Source organism: Leucobacter albus (assembly GCF_039528015.1).
Classification (GTDB): domain Bacteria; phylum Actinomycetota; class Actinomycetes; order Actinomycetales; family Microbacteriaceae; genus Leucobacter; species Leucobacter albus.
In genome coordinates this window covers 46,522-64,173 of the sequence record NZ_BAAAKZ010000010.1, presented here as the reverse complement: position 1 = coordinate 64,173, position 17,652 = coordinate 46,522, and the positions used below count along the sequence as shown (strand labels likewise).

General features: G+C 68.5%; 17 protein-coding genes. 11 read left to right on the top strand and 6 right to left on the bottom strand.

Going from position 1 to position 17,652, the window contains the following annotated elements:
* Positions 1–25 precede the first annotated feature (25 nt).
* On the top strand, positions 26–652 hold the full coding sequence (locus ABD115_RS11380) for a TetR/AcrR family transcriptional regulator (RefSeq protein ID WP_343960888.1): 627 nt from the start codon (positions 26–28) through the stop codon (positions 650–652).
* Between the two features lie 105 nt (positions 653–757).
* On the opposite strand, the gene ABD115_RS11375 is transcribed toward ABD115_RS11380, so the two are convergent.
* Positions 758–2,248 (bottom strand): long-chain-fatty-acid--CoA ligase, encoded by a 1,491-nt coding sequence (locus ABD115_RS11375; RefSeq protein WP_343960887.1) that lies wholly within the window; start codon positions 2,246–2,248, stop codon positions 758–760.
* Between the two features lie 128 nt (positions 2,249–2,376).
* On the opposite strand from ABD115_RS11375, the gene ABD115_RS11370 reads away from it, so the two are divergent.
* The 6 genes from ABD115_RS11370 to ABD115_RS11345 all read left to right on the top strand — a co-directional run bounded on the left by ABD115_RS11370 (position 2,377) and on the right by ABD115_RS11345 (position 8,446).
* Complete coding sequence (locus tag ABD115_RS11370) at positions 2,377–3,273, top strand: carbonic anhydrase (protein WP_343960885.1); 897 nt, start codon at positions 2,377–2,379, stop codon at positions 3,271–3,273.
* Between the two features lie 216 nt (positions 3,274–3,489).
* Complete coding sequence (locus ABD115_RS11365) at positions 3,490–5,469, top strand: RCC1 domain-containing protein (protein WP_343960884.1); 1,980 nt, start codon at positions 3,490–3,492, stop codon at positions 5,467–5,469.
* Positions 5,470–5,577: 108 nt separating this feature from the next.
* The gene (locus ABD115_RS11360; protein ID WP_343960883.1) at positions 5,578–5,766 is read left to right on the top strand and encodes a DUF4177 domain-containing protein; all 189 of its coding nucleotides are present in this window, start codon (positions 5,578–5,580) and stop codon (positions 5,764–5,766) included.
* Positions 5,763–6,278 carry a DUF2165 family protein gene (locus ABD115_RS11355; RefSeq protein WP_343960882.1) on the top strand — a complete coding sequence of 172 codons (516 nt, stop codon included), beginning with the start codon at positions 5,763–5,765 and terminating at the stop codon, positions 6,276–6,278. The genes ABD115_RS11360 and ABD115_RS11355 overlap by 4 nt, the downstream gene beginning before the upstream one ends.
* Positions 6,279–6,302: 24 nt before the next feature.
* Positions 6,303–7,667: an LssY C-terminal domain-containing protein gene (locus tag ABD115_RS11350; protein ID WP_343960881.1), complete on the top strand. Its 1,365-nt coding sequence runs from the start codon at positions 6,303–6,305 to the stop codon at positions 7,665–7,667.
* Positions 7,668–7,747: 80 nt separating this feature from the next.
* Positions 7,748–8,446, top strand: a complete 699-nt coding sequence (locus ABD115_RS11345) for a GNAT family N-acetyltransferase (protein ID WP_343960880.1) — start codon at positions 7,748–7,750, stop codon at positions 8,444–8,446.
* On the opposite strand, the gene ABD115_RS11340 is transcribed toward ABD115_RS11345, so the two are convergent.
* Together ABD115_RS11340 and ABD115_RS11335 are read right to left on the bottom strand one after the other, a co-directional pair.
* A complete protein-coding gene (locus ABD115_RS11340; protein WP_343960879.1) occupies positions 8,421–9,524 on the bottom strand; it encodes an NAD(P)-binding domain-containing protein in 1,104 nt (367 codons plus the stop codon). The two genes, ABD115_RS11345 and ABD115_RS11340, sit on opposite strands and share 26 nt — an antisense overlap.
* Before the next feature lie 4 nt (positions 9,525–9,528).
* Positions 9,529–9,984, bottom strand: a complete 456-nt coding sequence (locus ABD115_RS11335) for a carboxymuconolactone decarboxylase family protein (RefSeq protein WP_343960878.1) — start codon at positions 9,982–9,984, stop codon at positions 9,529–9,531.
* A 125-nt stretch (positions 9,985–10,109) separates the two neighbouring features.
* On the opposite strand from ABD115_RS11335, the gene ABD115_RS11330 reads away from it, so the two are divergent.
* On the top strand, positions 10,110–10,904 hold the full coding sequence (locus ABD115_RS11330) for a hypothetical protein (RefSeq protein ID WP_343960877.1): 795 nt from the start codon (positions 10,110–10,112) through the stop codon (positions 10,902–10,904).
* A gap of 57 nt (positions 10,905–10,961) precedes the next feature.
* Here ABD115_RS11330 and ABD115_RS11325 read toward each other — a convergent pair whose 3' ends face one another.
* Positions 10,962–11,693: an ABC transporter ATP-binding protein gene (locus ABD115_RS11325; protein WP_343960876.1), complete on the bottom strand. Its 732-nt coding sequence runs from the start codon at positions 11,691–11,693 to the stop codon at positions 10,962–10,964.
* The gene (locus ABD115_RS11320; protein ID WP_343960875.1) at positions 11,581–12,480 is read right to left on the bottom strand and encodes a FadR/GntR family transcriptional regulator; all 900 of its coding nucleotides are present in this window, start codon (positions 12,478–12,480) and stop codon (positions 11,581–11,583) included. The genes ABD115_RS11325 and ABD115_RS11320 overlap by 113 nt, the downstream gene beginning before the upstream one ends.
* 198 nt (positions 12,481–12,678) lie before the next feature.
* On the opposite strand from ABD115_RS11320, the gene ABD115_RS11315 reads away from it, so the two are divergent.
* The 3 genes from ABD115_RS11315 to ABD115_RS11305 all read left to right on the top strand — a co-directional run bounded on the left by ABD115_RS11315 (position 12,679) and on the right by ABD115_RS11305 (position 16,149).
* Entirely contained in the window at positions 12,679–14,460 is a 1,782-nt protein-coding gene (locus ABD115_RS11315) for a 2-isopropylmalate synthase (RefSeq protein ID WP_343960874.1), read from the top strand.
* 165 nt (positions 14,461–14,625) lie between these two features.
* A complete protein-coding gene (locus ABD115_RS11310) occupies positions 14,626–15,528 on the top strand; it encodes an aldo/keto reductase (protein WP_343960873.1) in 903 nt (300 codons plus the stop codon).
* A gap of 117 nt (positions 15,529–15,645) precedes the next feature.
* Positions 15,646–16,149, top strand: a complete 504-nt coding sequence (locus ABD115_RS11305) for a phosphoribosyltransferase (RefSeq protein WP_343960872.1) — start codon at positions 15,646–15,648, stop codon at positions 16,147–16,149.
* Between the two features lie 15 nt (positions 16,150–16,164).
* On the opposite strand, the gene ABD115_RS11300 is transcribed toward ABD115_RS11305, so the two are convergent.
* Positions 16,165–17,634 carry a helix-turn-helix domain-containing protein gene (locus ABD115_RS11300; protein WP_343960871.1) on the bottom strand — a complete coding sequence of 490 codons (1,470 nt, stop codon included), beginning with the start codon at positions 17,632–17,634 and terminating at the stop codon, positions 16,165–16,167.
* Positions 17,635–17,652 lie beyond the last annotated feature (18 nt).

The window sequence follows — 17,652 nt, the reverse complement described above, 5'->3', positions numbered from 1 at the left end:
GGTGGAAGCGCACGAAAGGAACGTCATGTCGACCCCAGGAGCGGTGGTGCCGTCGAGGCGGCGGGGCCGCAGGCCCGGGCCTGCGCTCGGGCGCGAACGAATCCTCGAAGCAGCCAACGTCGAGTTCGGCGAGCGGGGTTTCCAGGGCGCGACGGTGCGCAGCATCGCGAACGCCGCCGGCGTTGACGCGAAGCTCGTGCACTACTACTTCGGCACGAAGGCTGAGCTGTTCACCGCAGCAATCGCCGAGACGTTCCGCTCGCGCGGCTTCCCAGATCTGCTCGCGGAGCACGCCGGCGAGGGCGGCGAATCTCCCGGCACGCGCTACGTCGCGGGCATCCTCACCGCGCTCGAGACCTCGTCGATTGGCCCGGCGTTCATCGGCCTGCTGCGAAACCTCGGCACGCACGAGGAGTCACGCAGCATCTTCTTGCGGTTCGTAACCACCGAGCTGATCAGCGGGCTGGCCCCGCACCTCGCTGGCGAGCACCCCGAACGGCGGATCACCCTCGCAGGGTCTCAGATGCTTGGCATCGTGCTTGCACGGTATGTGCTTCGCATTCCGCCGCTCGTTGAGCTCTCGACACAGGAGGTAGCCGAGCTCGTCGGGCCAACCATCGACCGGTACATTCTCGGCGAGCTGAGGCGGTGAGCGTATGCAGGGCGGCCGGGGCGGCGCGGGCGGGGCGGAGCAGAGCAGGGGCTCGGAGCAGCCGGGCCCCGATCAGCCCCGTGCCCGATCCGCCCCCGCCTCGCGCTACACCGTTGTCAGCGTGATCGCCCGCTTCAAGATCTTCCCGGTCGCGCCCTTCGGGAGCGCCTCCACGACCTCGACGACGCGCGGGTACTTGTACGCAGCTACCCGCTGCTTCACGAACTCACGCAGCTCCTCTGGGGATGCACTCGAACCGGGCTTGAACGCCACGACGGCGGCGATTTCGTCGCCATACTCCGCGTGCGGGAACGCGATGACCGCGGCCTCCGCGATCGCCGGGTGCTCGTAGAGCACCTCCTCGACCTCGCGCGGGTAGACGTTGTAGCCAGACCGAATGATGAGATCTTTCTTGCGGTCGACGATGTAGAGAAAGTCGTCATCGTCGCGCTTGGCAAGGTCGCCGGTACGGAACCAGCCGTCGGGAATGGCCTGCGAGGTTTCCTCGGGTTTGCCCCAGTACGACTTCATGACGTTGTGGCCGCGCACGATGAGCTCTCCGATCTCGCCGACCGACACGTCTGCCGAGGCCTCATCGACGATGCGCACGTCGACGCCAGACACCGGCACGCCGATGGACCCGGCGCGGCGCTTGTCGAGGCGGTTGATTGACACGACCGGCGAGGTCTCCGAGAGCCCGTACCCCTCGAGCACGACGCACTCGTATGCCGCCTCGAATGCGCTCAGCACCTCGACAGGCAGCGCGGCACCGCCCGAGACGCAGACCCGCAGTGACGAGGTGTCAAACCGATCGCGCTCCGGGTAGTGGGCGAGCACCGTGAACATCGTCGGCACACCCTCGAAGACGGTGACACTGTCGCGCGCAACGATCTCGAGTGCGGCGGCCGGGTCGAACTTCGGCAGCAGCGTGAGACACGAGCCGGCGTACACCGCCGAGTTGAGGCTCGCAGTCTGCCCGAACACGTGAAAGAGCGGCAGCCCACCAAACAGCACGTCGGTCTCGGTGAGGAAGATGAGCTCGTCGGCGCAGATCTCGACGTTGCGGGCGATGTTGGCGTGCGTGAGCTCGGCGCCCTTCGGCTTGCCAGTCGTGCCTGAGGTGTACAGAATAACGGCGGTGGCGTTCTCCGCCGTCTCGTGCACCTCGGCCACGGGCGCGAGCCCCGCGAGCAGCCCGGGCCAGCTCGCTGGCTCGACGACGATGGTCTTCGCGTCGGCGAGCACCGCGCCGGCCTCACCCTCGCGCTCAAACCCTGTCCACACAAACAGCAGCCGCGCGCCCGAGTCGCTCAGGTGGTAGGCGACCTCCCTCTCCTTCAGCAGCGGGTTCATCGGTACGACGATCGCCCCGAGCCTGAGCGCACCGTAGTACAGCAGCGCGAAGTGCGGCACGTTTGGCAGCATCAGCGCGATGCGGTCGCCGGGGCGCACCCCCTCCTGCTGCAGGAGCGCGGCGACGAGCTGCGTCGCCTGTTCGAACTGCTGGTAGCTGAGCTCAGATTCGCCGAGGCGGATCGCCGGGCGCTCGCCGTGCTTCGCGGCCGTGTGCACGAGGTTCATTGCAAGGTTTGTCATACATCTCTCCTGTGAGACTCACGCGCAGCACCGTCGCTACGCGTTGTATTCGCCTCCATTATGGGCACACCTCGGCTGAGAAAAACAGGGCAGCGACACAGCGGGGTTTCGGGCTACGATCCATCAGTATGAGCAATTCTTCACACGATGCCGCCGCCAGCGGCCCCGCGGCTGACGACCAGACGAGCGGCGACCGCGTGCTGCAAATTCGCTGGGTTGCGCAGTCAGACAGGCCGGCTCCGATCGCGGCGGCGACGCCCACCGAGGCGCTGGAGTTGCTGAGCGCGGGGAGTCGAGGGTTCGGAGCGCTCGGCGCGACGGGCGGCGACGTCGAGATGCGACTCGACCCCGAGGCGTTTGGCTTTGTGCACACCGGCGACGACGACGGCATCTTGAATCAGGAGCCCTTTGCGGCGGTGCTCAGCTGCTCCGACGCGCGCGTGCCGATCGAGCTCGCACTCGGCCGCGGCGCGAACGACCTTTTCGTGGTGCGGATCGCGGGCAACGTTCCTGGGGCCGAGTGCCTCGGGAGCCTGCACTACGCCTCCGAGCACCTCCCGCGCGTGCAACTGTTTTCGGTGATCGGCCACTCGCAGTGTGGGGCAGTGACCGCAGCGGTCGATGCGCTGCTGAGCCCCGATACCTACCTGCCTGTCGCGCAGCTTGCGCCGCTGCGCGAGATCGTCGACTCGCTGTTTGGTAGTGTGCGGCTCGCGGCATACGCGATGCAGCAGGTGACCGGTGAGGCGACGTTCATTGCCGCCGCCGATTCGCCGCGGCTGCGCGAGGTGCTCATTGCGGTGAGCGCCGTGGCGAACGCGGCGCTCGGGGCAAACGTGATCGCGCGCAACCTCGGGCGCGAAGCGGCCTACGGCGTGTATGACCTCACGGAGCGAACTGTCGGCTCGATGCGTGCTCATGCCTGGCAGGCTGGGCTGCGCGTGGCGCCCGCGGGCGATGCCGAGCTGCAGGGGGCTATTCGCGAGGCCGCCGCCGGGTATCTGCGTGAGGCCGGTCTGACCTAGGGCCGGCCCTGGCCCCGCCCCCTCTCTGCCCTGACCCCGCCCCCGCTGGGCACACTTTCTGCGGGTAACGCGCATTTGCGGGGCGGCTATGCGCGCGTTGCCCGCAGAAAGTCTCTCTGGGGGAGTGGGGGAGTGGAACAGGGGTGTTCCGCGGAAAGGTTGCCTAGAGAGGGCACCGATGTTAGGTTGAGCCCACGATAAAGCTGGGGGACACCTATGAATAAGCTCTATGTTCGCAACGGCGCGATTGGGGCAATGACAGCACTGTTGCTCGTTGCCGCGCCGTCAATTGCGCACGCAAACCCCGCGCCAGGCTCTGGGCCAGTTGCCGGCGGCACGACCGTGACGCTGCCCGCCCCCGAGGGCGTGACCTTCACCGAACTGTACGCAGGTGGGTTCCACACGATGGCAACGGGCTCAGACGGCAACACCTACGCCTGGGGGTGGAACGAGGAGGGGCAGCTCGGCATCGGCGATAACAGCACCGCTAACCGGGTGAAGCTGCTGCCGGTTCCTGTCGCGCAGCCCGACGGCGTGAAGTTCACCGACATTCAGCTCGGCGGTTACCACTCGCTCGCGCTCGGAGACGACGGAAACCTCTATTCCTGGGGCCAAAACGACAAGGGGCAGCTGGGCACTGGCGGCACCGCGAGCGTGAACGTGCCGACGAAACTCGCTGTGCCCGGCAACCCGAGCTTTACCGATATCAGCGGCGGCGAGTACTACTCGCTCGCGCTGACCGACGAGGGCGTCGCGTACGGCTGGGGCTTCAACCGCACGGGCCAGACGGGCACGGGCGACGCCGCACAGACCGTGGAGGTTCCCACCGAGGTCGATACGCCAGAGGGCGTCAAATTCACTCAGCTGAGCGCTGGCACCCACCACTCGCTCGGCATCGCGAGCAACGGCAAAGCGTACGGGTGGGGGAGCAACCTTGGCGGCGCCCTGGGTAACAACAGCACCGTGAACTCGCCCACGCCGGTGGAGGTGCAGCTGCCCCTCGACGTTACCTTCGAGATGGTTGATGCTGGAGGCCAGCACTCGCTGGCGCTCGGCAGCGATGGGCTCGTGTACGCCTGGGGGCTCAGTGCAATGGGGCAGATTGGCAACGGTAGCCAGGCCTCGAGCCCGGTGCCGGTGCCGGTCAGCCTCCCCGCAGGGAAGTCGATTGTCGCCGTTGCGGCGAGCGGGTTCCACGACACCGAAGACGAGACGCGGGCCGACGACCCGGCAGCCGGCGGCTACCACTCGCTGGCAATCACAGAAGACGGGAAGACCTGGGCCTGGGGCGGCAACCAGAACGGCCAGATCGGAAATGGATCCGTGGGCGGGCACGTGGTTTCTCCCGTCGAGGTGACGCTGCCGGCCGGAGTGGCGTTCACCTCGGTGGCAGCCGGCATCTTCCACTCGCTCGCGCTGGGTAGCGACGGCAAGTCGTACGGCTGGGGTCACAATAGCTTCGGCCAGCTCGCGCTCGGAGGCACCACGGCCGTCGCTGTGCCAACCGAGATGCGCATCGCGCCGACCGTCACAGGGATCAGCTTCGACGGTATCGCGGGCACCGACCTTGCGCAGGCTGAAGGCGGTTCGTGGACGGTCGTCACGCCTGCGCACGCCGCCGGCCCCGTCGACGTGACGGTCGAGTGGGAGCAGTTCGGCGTCGCGCAGGAGCCCGTGGTCTACGAGGGCGGCTTCACCTATATCGCAGACGCGACGGTGGGGGTCTCTGACCCGACCGACGCGCAGGTGGTCGAGGGCGCGACGGCGACGTTCTCGGTGACGGTGACGGGTGCGCCGGCATCGTTGGCCCAGTGGATCGTGTCGACAGACGGTGGGAAGACGTTCGAACCGATAGACCCGGCCTGGGCGGTGTCGGTTTCGGGGAACGTGTCGACCCTCGCGTTCCCAGCGGAGCTCGCTCACTCGGGCTATCTCTTCAGCGCAATGGTCTGGCCTGAGGGGAGCGGCCCCATGATGAGCGGGCAGGCAAAGCTCACCGTGACCCCGAAAGACTCGGGTGGTGAGGGGCCGGGCACCCCGGGTACGAAGCCGCCGGTTACGACGCCGCCCGGTGGCGGGGGCCTGCCGGCCACCGGCACCCAGGCTGGGTGGGGCGCGGCGGCGCTTGCGGTCTCCCTGATCGCGCTGGGTGCGGCAGGGTTCGGGATCCGCCGCGTGACGCGCCGCGAGGCCTGACCCGCGAGCCGCGGGGAGCTCGCAACCGCGCGTTCTCCCCGCGGGTACCCGTTCGACGGTGCCAGGTGTCAAAATAGACTCACTGCGTTGCCACAGAAGGGATACAGCATGCACGAGTACTCATTCGTTCGCGTCGCCGTGAAGCGCCGCCGCGAGGGCGCGGTGCTGCAGAAGGATTACCGCGAGGTGATCACCGAGCAGGCCGCCCTCGGCTGGAGGTTCGTGCAGGCGATTCCCCTCGAGTCTCACGCCGAGCCCCGGCTCGATCTCGTGTTCAGTCGAAAGGTTAAGAAATGAAGCACCCGCTCCGCCTGCTGCAGGCGTTTACGCTCTTCCTCGCCGGCCTGTTCGGCCTCTTCGTCTTCCTCGGCAACCTCATGGACTACGACTCGAACTTTCAGTTCGTGAAGCATGTGCTTTCGATGGATACGACCTTCGAGGGCAACGCGCTGATGTGGCGCGCGATCACCGCGCCTTGGGCGTGGACTGTCGGCTATATCGGCATCATCATTGCCGAGGGAGCCTTCGCCGCGATCGCGATTATCGGCGCGGTGAAGCTCTTCCTGCGCCGCGATGCCGACATCGCCAGCTACGACCGCGCCCGCGGCTGGGGCTACACCGCCTACGCGCTCGGCTTCGCGATCTGGTTCATCGGCTTCATCATCGTCGGCTCCGAGTGGTTCGCGATGTGGCAGTCGAGCACCTGGAACGGCAAGGAGACCGCGATGGGAATCGTGACGCTCTGGGCCGGCTTCGCCGTGCTGCTCGCGATGAACGAGCCCGCGCGCGAAACCGAAGGGAAGAACTAGCGACACGAGCGGCTCAGCGACACCGTGAACATCGATAGCGGCGCGGCGACCGTGCCCGAGCCAGAGCGCGCCTCGAAGCGCCGCTTTGCGCTGCAAATGCAGCAGCCGCTGCCGCGCACAACGCTGTTCGACCGCACCGCGTTTCTCGTTGGCACGGTCGCGGCGGCCTGGCTCGCCGTGATCATCGCGATGCAGAGCGTGCGCTCGCCGTGGGCGCTGCTGCTCTTCATTCCGGTGTGGGCGATCACGGCCTATCTGGTGCTGCCGCGGCTGCACAAGATGCTGTCAGACCTCTACGTGCCCGACTACTTCTTCGGGCGAACGCGCACGAGCGACGGGCTGCTCGGCGACCCGGTGAACCTCGGCGTCGACGGCGGGGGAGCAGAGCTCGACACCGCGATGCGCCGCGCTGGCTGGCACCGCGCAGACGAGATTACGCTGCGATCCACCTGGGGCATCATTGTGTCGACGCTCACCCGCAAGAGCTATCCGACCGCCCCCGTCTCACCGCTCATGCTGTTCGGTAGACGCCACGATGTCGCCTATCAGCAGGAGGTCGCCGGCAACCCCAAGCAGCGTCACCACGTGCGATTCTGGCACTGCCCGCCTGGCTGGCTGTTGCCCGGCGGCGCGAAGACCGATTGGCTCGGCGCTGGCACCTACGACACCGACGTCGGTATCTCCCTGTTCACCCTGCAGATCACGCACCGCATCGACGAGAACACCGACGAGGAGCGCGACTTCGTCGTTGCGAGTGTGCGCGACGCCTCCCCCGAGGTCACCACGCGCACGCTGCGCGACTTCACGACCGGCTATCACTCCAGAAACGGTGGCGGCGACCGCTTCATCACCGACGGGCACCTGCCCGTACTCGACGTGTCGGCGGTTGTGCCAGACGGGGAGGCGCCGGAGCGCGGGCCGGTGGTGCCGCAGACCGCACAAGACGTGGTGGATCGTGCCCCGCTGAGCATCGCCCTCGCCGTGCTGCTCATCGTCGTGAGCGCGGCTGTCGATATCATCGCGCTGTTCTTCGACGCCGAATTTCGCGAGCTGTGGGCGCTCGCCGTCGACGAGGGCGGGCGCATTGTCGGCACGATCATCGCGCTTGTCGGTGGCACGCTGACGCTCATTCAGCTGTTTCTCGCGTGGCGGCTGCTGCGCCGCGGGCATCGCTCGCGGGCGCTGCTTATTCTGTCGCTCGCCTTTACTATTTTCGGAACGGCTGCCGGGTACATTCAGGGGCTTGACGCGATCGGATTGAATAGCACGCTGTTCTCGGCCTCGCTCATGTGCCTTGCGCTGCTCGCGCTGACGAGCGAGTCGGCAGCGGCCTGGACGCGCAAGCGGCGCGGCGCGAGCTCGGGGTCGGTGGAACCCGCGCAGACGTGACGCAGGTTCGCGGGGGTTGACGCCCGGGTGCTGACGGGCGGGTGGTGGTTGCGAGCACAGTCGAGAATGAGAGGAACACAGTGCGCGAGAACGAGTACGGTCAGCCGATTGGAGAGGCGGTTGCGTTGCAGCTCCCCGCCCCGCGCCCCGAGCGTGTGACTCTCACGGGGGGGTACTGCCAGCTCGAGCCGCTTGACGCGGCGGTGCACGCGCCGGCGCTGTTTGCTGCCTACGGTGCAGCGGGCGATGGGCGGGACTGGACCTACCTGTCGGTCGGGCCATTTGCGACCGAAGCCGAATACGCGGGTTGGGCAGCCACGGCCTCCCAGCAGCAAGATCCGCTGCACTTTGCGGTTGTTGAGCGCGCCTCTGGGCGGCCGCTGGGAACGCTCGCGCTGCTCAGGCAGCAACCGGAGCACGCGGTCATCGAAGTGGGCTTCGTGGTGTTCTCGCCTGAGATGCAGCGCACAGTGATGTCGACCGAGGCGCATTTCTTGCTCATGCGCTATGCCTTCGAGACCCTTGGGTACCGGCGCTACGAATGGAAGTGCGATTCGCTGAACCAGCCGTCGCGGCGCGCGGCGGAGCGACTCGGTTTCGCGTACGAAGGCACGTTCCGCAACGCTGTCGTGTACAAGGGTCGCTCGCGCGACACGAGCTGGTTCTCAATCGTTGCCGCCGAATGGCCAGATATGCGCCGAGGCTTTGAGCGCTGGCTCACTCGCGACAACTTCGATGCTGACGGCGGTCAGCTCAGCCCGCTGCGGGTGCGCGGCTGACGCCTGAGGCCGCGCGCACCGCAGCCAGCGAGCGCTCGACGCCCCTGGCGGCCGTTCGCCCGGCTCGGTTCGCCCCAATCGTGCTCGCCGAGGGCCCGTATCCGACGAGCTGTACACGAGCGTCGGCGACTGCTCCCGTGCCTCGGCCCGCCTTGTCGAGCTGAATGCCGCCCGCGGGGGAGCGCAACTGCAGCGGCGCAAGGTGGGCGATCGCCGGGCGGAACCCGGTCGCCCAGATGATCGCGTCGACAGGCTCGAAGCTGCCGTCTGCCCAGCGGGCACCCTCAGCCTCGAGTCGCTCGAACATCGGCCGCCTCGCGGCGTAGACCCCGAGGCGTTCGGCCTCGCGCTCCTGCTCGCGCAGCGCGAGCCCGGTGACGCTGACGACGCTCTCGGGCGGGAGCCCCTGGGCGACCCGCCGCTCGACGAGCGCGACGGCCGCAATGCCCGCCTCGGGGGTGAAATCGTCGGTGCGCCACACGGGTTCGCGCCTCGTCACCCACAGGGTCTCGGTGAGGGGCGCGATTGCGCCGAGAAACTGCACGGCGGAGGCGCCGCCGCCGACAACGAGCGTGCGCTTGCCCCGGAAGTGCTCGGGCCCAGGGTACGCCACGGTGTGGAACTGCTCGCCGCGAAAGATCTCCTGGCCCGGGTAGCGCGGAATGAACGGCTGCGTCCACGTGCCGGTGGCATTCACGATCGTGCGCGTGCGCCACGACCTGTCGCCCGCGTGCACGGTGAGCGTGCCGTCGTCGTTGGAATCGACGCGATCCACCCGCACGGGGCGCACGATTGGCAGCTCGTGCGCCGCCTCGTAGCCCGCGAAGTACTCGGGGATGGCCGCGTTCGCGCGTGCCTGAGTGAGCGGGGGCGGGGTGGATCCTGGAAGCTCGGCGACACCGTGCACGTCGCGCATGGTCAGCGCGTCCCAACGGTGCTGCCAGGCGCCGCCCGGGGTGTCGTTCGCGTCGAGCACGACGTGCTCGATCCCGAGCCTTGCGAGGTGGTAGGACGCGGAGAGACCGGCCTGACCGGCTCCGATCACGACGCTGTCGAGGACAGTGGGTGTGCTCGTCACGGCGTTACGCCGTGCGCGGGCGAACGGGGTGCTCGCTCAAGATCGAGATCCGGTTGAACAGGTTGATGGTTGCCGCGACCCATTCCGCGGCAACAAACGTGTCGTCGCCGAGCACGGTGCGTGCGCCGTAGAGGTCGGCCTGCGCCTCTTCGGTGAGCGGCAGTCGCGTCGCGGCCTCTGCGATGGCGAGCACGGCCCGTTCGCGCTCGGTAAACAGTGTGACATCGCGCCATGCGGGCAGGAGATCGAGCTGCTGCTGGGTGACCCCAGCATCTCGTGCCTCCTGGCTGTGCAGGTTCAGGCAGAATGCGCAGCCGTTGAGCTGTGAGGCGCGCACCTTCATGAGCTCACCCTCGGTGTCGAGCAGGCCGCCATCAGCGGCCGCTTTCGCGACGGCCTGGGAATACGCGCTCGCGGCCTTCCACGCCTGGGGTGCTGCCTTATCAAGATACGGGCGCATGCTGCTCCTCACTCTGCTGACTGTACTCAAGTTAACCAGAGTGGCGGCAATATGATTCCTCGCAATCTTCGGCGGGTGCGAGGTGTTTGCTGTGATCCTCTCGAGCGCGGACATAGACTGCGGCCATGACCGACGCTTCGCAACAGTCAGCGCGATCCTTCGCGACCCCGGAGGCCCAGGCATCAGCGAGCGAGACTGCGCCCGCGACTGCGCCCGCGACCGTCCCGCCGGCTCCAGCGGCGCAGACCGCTGAGCCGGGGGCGCCGCCGACCAAGCGCACGGGCATGGTGCTCGGCACGACGGCGGGCATCGCGACCCTCTTTCTGCTGCTCCGGCTCCTCGCGGTTTCCGAGTGGAACTGGAATACCGCCGGCGCGATCGCCGACTCGCTCGACTTCGGCGACGCGCTCCCGATCGCGTTCGGCACGCTGTTCGCCAGGCCCGAACTCACAGGATTTCTCGTCGCGCTGCTGTTGCCCTTTGCGCTCGTGCGCGCCCTCTGGCCGCTGTCTGGCCACGGCACCCCGAGCCTGAGTGGCGTGCTTGCGGCGATCGCGCTCGTGACGGTTGCCGTCGTCTGGGTGCGCACCTTTAACTCGTGGTGGGTCGTTATTGGCGCTGCGGTGCTCGCGGCCCTGCTCGCGGCGGCCCGCCTGATCTGGCGCCGCGGTGTCGGGCGAACCGTCGTGATCGGCGTTCTGCGGAGCGCGGGGGTGCTCGCGGTCGTCGGGCTGCTCGGGCTCGCCGTCGTCGTCGACACCCCGTGGATGTCGAAGGAGCGACTCGCGACCGCCGACGGCCCGCTCGACGGGTGGGTGCTCGAGGTGCAGCCGGGCTTCGTGAAGCTCCTCACCGAGGAGCGCGACGTGCACGTGCTGCTGACCGGCGACATCGTCGAGCGTGAGCTCGTCGAGGAGTAGCATCGCAACATCGGCCTGCTTGCCCACGCCGTTACTGCGCGCCGCTACCCCGTGCAGCTACCCGGCGCCGACTGCGGCGCGCTGCCGGGTCGCCCGCGCGAGCCAGCGCCCGCCCTGCCGCTCGATCTCGATGGGGTAGTCGAAGCTCTCGCTCACGAGCTCGGTGGTGAGCGTCTCGGCGACGTCGCCAGACGCGAGGATCGCGCCGTCTCGGAGCAGCATCGCCTGCGAGGTCGAGGCCGGCAGCTCCTCGAAGTGGTGCGTGACGAGCACGGTTGCGAGCTCGGGGTGCGAGGCGTGCAGCGTCTCGAGCAGCTGCTCGCGGGCGGCGACGTCGAGCCCCGTCGACGGCTCATCGAGGAGGAGCAGCGGTGGGTCGGTGAGCAGCGCCCGCGCGATGAGGGCGCGCCCGCGCTCGCCCTGCGACATTGTCGGCCAGCGCACCTCCGAGCGGGTGCCGAGCCCGAGTAGGTCGATGAGCTCGTCGGCCCGCTCGACGAGATCGGGGGTGGGCTGCCATCCCATCATGAGCTCGGTGGTTCCCGTTGCGCCGGTGAGCACGACCTCCCGCACGGTGAGCGGTGAGATGAGCCGGTGCCTCGGGTTCACGTGCCCGATCTGCTCGCGCAGTTTGCGGATCTCTACCCGCCCGAGCTGCTGCTCGAGCACGTAGACGCTACCGCTCGTCGGGTGGTGCTCGGCGCCGCAGAAGCTCAAGATCGTGCTCTTGCCGGCACCGTTCGGGCCGATGAGCGCCCAGTGCTCGCCCGCGCGGATCGTGAACGACACGTCGCTGAGAATCGCGCGCCCCTCGCGCACGAAGTTCACGTGCTCGAGCCGCAGCACCTCGCGGGCGCTCATGCCTTCGCCCCGAACGGGTGGCGCTGCGCGGCTCGGTGAGCGCCTCGCCGAGGGAGCGCAAGTGAGCGCGGCTGATGGCGGCTGCCCCCGCCGAGTCGCGGTCGGCGATCGCCTGTGCGAGGTCGACGTGGTGGCCGTGGTTTGCTGAGCCGCTGAAGTCGTTGCTGCCGAACGCGCCGCGCAGCCTGAGCATCTCGATCATTGCCGGGCGAATGCGCGGCGTGAAGCCATCGAAGAGTTCGAGCAGGATCGGGTTGCCCGCCGCCGCGACAATCGCGCGGTGGAAGGCGGTGTCGGCGTCGACGTGGGCGGCGATGTCGTCGCGGTGGATCGACCGGGTCTCGAGTGCCCGCCTGATCGCTCGAAGGTCTGCCGGAGTGCGACGGCTCGCGGCGAGCTCCGCGCTCTCGGCCTCGATCGCCGTGCGCGCCTCGATCACCGCGAGAACGTCGGAGCGTCGGAGCACGAGATCCCAGTCGTCGCGAGCGTCGAGGGCGGTGACGAACACGCCCGACCCCTGGCGCGAGGTGAGCACGCCGAGGCCGGCGAGTTGGCGAATCGCTTCGCGCGCGGTGGACCTGCCGACGCCCAACTGGGGCGCGAGCGTTGTTTCGCCCGGGAGCTTCTCGCCGAGCTGCCACTCGCCCGAGCGAATGCGCTCGAGCAGCACGTCGGCGGCCTGATCGGCGAGGGAGGAGCGTTGCACCTGAGCCATGGTTCTCGATTCGTCTGTCGGTACCGCTCGCAATCAAGAGCGCTACTTGTCTGAGGAGTTGTGTTACAGTCTACGCATGTTCCTTCGCGGATTCCTCCTTCTTCGCTGCCACGGCGGGGCGTAGCCAGACCGGCTCCCCGCCGTGGGGAGTCGAGCGCGCCGGTCACCCTTGCAATCGCAGAAACAGGAACCGAGCACATGACTCACGCAGCACCAGCAGCCCCCTTCTGGAACCGGCAGCGCCCCTCGGGCATGCCCTCCCACCGCTACCGCGACGCGCACGAACGCGTCGACCTCCCGCTCACCGAGCGCGAGTGGCCGTCGAAGCGACTCACCCAGGCGCCCCTCTGGGTGCCCGTCGACCTGCGCGACGGCAACCAGGCACTCGCCGAGCCGATGGACCCGGGGCGCAAGCGCCAGTTCTTCGAGCGCATGGTGCAGATGGGCTACAAAGAGATCGAGGTCGGTTACCCCTCTGCCTCGCAGACCGACTTCGACTTCGTGCGACTCATCGCCGACACCGACATCGCGCCAGACGACGTCACGATCGTCGTGTTCACGGCCGCCCGGCGCGACCTCATCGAGCGCACCGTCCAGTCGATCGCTGGGATTACGAACCCAGTGGTGATCCACATGTACACCGCGACCGCACCCATGTGGCGCGACGTCGTGCTCGGTCACAGCAGGGAGGCGTTGAAAGATCTCATCCTCGCCGGCGGGCGCGACATGCTCGAACTCGCTGGCGAGCTGCCGAACGTGCGCTTCCAGTTCAGCCCCGAGGTGTTCAACCTCACCGAGCCCGACTATGTGCTCGACGTCTGCAACGCAGTCACTGAGCTGTGGGACGCGCGGCCCGAGCGCCCCGTCATCTTGAACCTCCCTGCCACGGTCGAGATCGCGACCCCCAACATTTACGCCGACCAGATCGAATACATGCACAAGCGGCTCGCGCGGCGCGACGGTGTGATCCTCTCCGTGCACCCGCACAACGACCGCGGCACCGGCATCGCCTGCGCGGAGCTCGCGGTGCTCGCGGGGGCAGAGCGCGTGGAAGGCTGCATCTTCGGCAACGGCGAGCGCACCGGCAACGTCGACATCGCGACCCTCGCGCTGAACCTCCACGCACAGGGCATCGACCCCGAGATCGACTTCTCAGACATCGACGAGATCCGCCGCACCGTCGAGCACTGCAACCGCATTGAGGTGCACCCGCGCCACCCCTACGTCGGCGACCTCGTGCACACCGCCTTCAGCGGCACCCACCAAGACGCGATCAAGAAGGGCTTCGCCGAGCACCGGGCGCGCGCGGCGGCCGCTGGCAAATCCGAGCGCGAGATCGAGTGGCGGGTGCCATACCTGCCGATCGACCCGGCAGACATTGGGCGCAGCTACGACGCGGTGATCCGCGTGAACTCGCAGTCGGGCAAGGGTGGCATCGCCTACCTGCTCGAGAGCGAATACGGCATCGAGCTGCCTCGCCGGCTGCAGATCGACCTCGCCAGGCGGGTGCAGCAGCACACCGACGAGAGCGGCGCGGAGGTCACCGCAGCGGCGATCTGGGAGATCTTCGCGGCGGCATACCTTGCGCCGGCAACGGTTGCGGTGCACCCCGCTACCTTTGAGCTCTCCTCGTTCGAAAGCTCAGACGTGGGCGGAGCCCAGCGCACGCAGATCACGCTGCGTTCGCGCGGAGGCGACACGCACAGCGCCCACGATGGTGCAGGGCCCGTTGAGGCGCTCGCCGCAGCGCTCGCGGCGCAGGGCGCGCCCATTGAGGTGCTCGAACTCCATCAGAGCAGCATCGGCCAGGGCAACGATAGCGAAGCGATCACTCTCATTGAATACCGGCACCCGGGTGGTGTCGGCTGGGCCGCTGGGCGCGACCGATCCACGATCACCGCGACGCTCGCGGCGGTGATGGCGGCAGCGAATCGATCTGCCGTCGCCGCGCCCGTGAGCCCAGGCGTCGTGACTGCCTAGCGTACGAGGGCGGCCGGGCGGCCGGGCTGCCAGGCGTCTCGGCGCGCCTGGCCGCTTCGGTGCATGCCTGCCCGTCATGCCTGCCCGGCGCGCATGTCTGCCCGGTGCGCTCGCCCGCTCACCCAAGTACAGTGGGGTGCACACCCGCAACGAAGTGGAGACGGCATGAGCGACGCAGCACGCATCGGCCTCGGCATGATGCGCATCGACACCCTCGAGCCCGACGAGATTCGCGAGCTCTATCGCGGCGCCCGCGACGTCGGCGTCACGCTCTTCGACCACGCCGACATCTACGGCGGAGATCACGGCTGCGAGCGACGCTTCAGCGAGGCGCTGAGGCTCACCCCGGCCGAGCGCGGCGAGATCGTGCTGCAGACGAAATGCGGCATTCGGCCGGGGCACCACGGCTTTGACTTCTCGGCCGAATACATCGTGCGCCGGGCAGAGGAGTCGCTGAAGGCGCTCGACACGGAGTACCTCGACGTGCTGATGCTGCACCGACCAGACACGCTCGTCGAGCCTGACGAGGTCGCCGCGGCGTTTAGCCAGCTCGAGGCCGCCGGCAAAGTGCGCTACTTCGGCGTCTCCAACCACACCTCTCGCCAGATCGAGCTGTTGAAGACAAGCGTCGCGCAGCCGATTCGCGTGAACCAGGTGCAGTTCGGGCTCGGGCACGCGGCGCTCGTCGCCCAGGGGGTCGCCGCGAACATGGAGGGGCTCAAGCAGTCTGCCGACCGCGATGGCGGCCTGCTCGAGTATGCCCGCATCAACGGGGTGACGCTCGAGGCGTGGTCGCCGTTTCAGCGGGGCTTCTTCGGTGGGTCGATCTTCGAGCAGGGTGGGCTGCGAGATTTGCAGCGAGTGCTCGGGCGAATCGCCGCCGAGTACGACACCTCGCCGACCGCGATCGCGACGGCGTGGATTACGCGCCACCCCGCGAAGATGCGCGTCGTGCTTGGCACCACGAAGACGCACCGCATCGCCGACGCTGTCGCGGGGGCGCAGCTCTCGCTCACGCGGAGCGAGTGGTACGAGCTGTTTGCCGCGGCCGGGTACGAGGTGCCGTAGCGGGGTCGCGCCAAGGTCGCGCAGGGGCCGCACGCGCGGGGTGCTCCCCGGTGCTGCGGGTAGAATTCTTGCCTACGGCAGCGGGCCTCGCCGCCGCCCACACAGAGGGAGCTACGCATGACCGCCGACCGCGAAGTACTTACCTGGGACGGCTTCGGGGCCGCGACCCGAGACCTGTCGCGTCAGATCGTTGCCGACGGCTTCGCGCCCGAGGTCGTCGTCGCGATTGCCCGCGGCGGCCTGCTCCCCGGCGGCGCGATCGCGTACGGGCTCGGTGCAAAGAACTGCGGCGCCCTGAACGTCGAGTTCTACACCGGCATTGGCACCGTGCTCGACAACCCTGAGGTGCTGCCGCCAGAGCTCGACATGGGTTATCTCAAGGGTCGTCGCGTGCTGCTCGTCGACGACGTCGCAGATTCGGGCCGCACCCTAAAACTCGCGGTCGAGCTGCTCGCAGCCGAGGGCGCCGACGTGCGATCGGTCACGATCTACACGAAGCCGTCAACGGTGATTCAGCCCGACTACGCGTGGAAGGCGACCGATCAGTGGATCGACTTCCCGTGGTCGGCCGCTGGCTCGGTCATCGAGGAAGACGCGAACGCCACCGAGCGCAGCGCCTAGCTCGAGGTCGTCGCGCTAGGCGAGCTCATCTGCGCGCAGCGCGAACCAGAGCTCCGCGCGATCCGCCGCACTCGCGAGCGATCGCCCCGTGAGGCGCTCGATGCGCGCGATGCGATCGCGCAGCGTATTGCGGTGGATCCCGAGCGCCGCCGCGGCCGGGCCGCGTTGCCCGTCAGAGGCGAACAGCGCCCCGAGCGTCTCGCAGAGCAGCTCGCGGTCGGGCTCCGTCGATGCCTTTCGGTTCGGCCCGGTCGCCGCGAGCGGCCCGAGCACCTCGCGGCTGAGCGCGATGGCGCCGTGCTCGGGGGAGGCCCCGAGACCCAGCACCGCCTCGAGAAAGGGCGCGTCTCGGTCGGCCCAGATTGTTTGGGCGCGCCGCGGCTCGACGTAGAGCGAGGAACGCCCGGGGAGATCGCCGAGCCGCCCCGCCGCCGAGCGCACGCTCATGGGCAGCGCCGTCGCTGCAACCGCGCGGCCGACCACGGCGTCGAGGCCGTGCTGCGCGATTCGAGTGAGCGCCGCCTCGGGAGCTGACCCGTCGACGATCTGCCAGGCGCGCGCCAGCCCGCCGGCGAGCTCCTCGGTCGAGCCGATGAGTCGGTCAAGGCCGAGCCGGGGCTCGCCGCGCCACCCCGAGATATCCTCCGGCGAGCCCTGCACCGCCACGGCGCGCAGTGTGCGGGGAAGGCGGACCCCTGGGGCAAGCACCTCTGCGGTCGCTGCGGGGAGGGCACCGCTGAGGATGCGCCCGGTGAGCAGCTCCCAGCGCTCGCGCTCCGCGCGATCTGAAGCGCGGTCGCTGCGCACGCTGAAGCCGAGCGCCATCGCGCCGGCAGCGATCACCGAGCTGCCCTCTGGCGTGAGCGGCCCCGAGCCCGCGATCGCGAGGTGCAGCGTGCCCTCGGTGTTGAGCGCAACGAGCTCTGCGCCGTCTGACTGAAAGCCCTGCGTGCTCGCGAGCACCCGGTCTTTGCCAGACACGAGCGCGAGCTGGCGGCCGGTGGCCTGGGCGATGCTCGCGAGCACCTCGGCGGGGTCTTGGGAGCCGCGGGCACTGTCGAGCAGTCGCAGCTGCACCTGCAGCGCCGAGCGTGCCGCGCGCAGCTCGTCGGAGCGCAGCAGGCCGGCGACGGCCTTGCTTACCGCGATGAACGGGACGGGCAGGGGAATCTCAAAGAGTGCGACCCTGTAGGTGCTCGCGGCGCGGAGCAGTGGGGTCGGCACGGTGTCGTGGTTGACGCCGACGCCGAACCCGATGGCCGCGACTCGGGCGCGGCTCAGGCCCGCGACAAAATCGAGCCAGCCCGGGTCGTCTGCGCCGAGGGTGAGGCCGGTAGTCATAATGATCTCGCCGCCCTCGAGGTACTCTGCGAGACCGAGCAGCTCGGTGATCGAGACCCAGCTGAGCTCGGGGTCGCCCGGGCCCGACTGCAGCAGCTTCAACCCGAGATCGGGCAATTCGAGCAATTGGGAGAGCGTCGCCATGGTGTCATTCTCGCACAC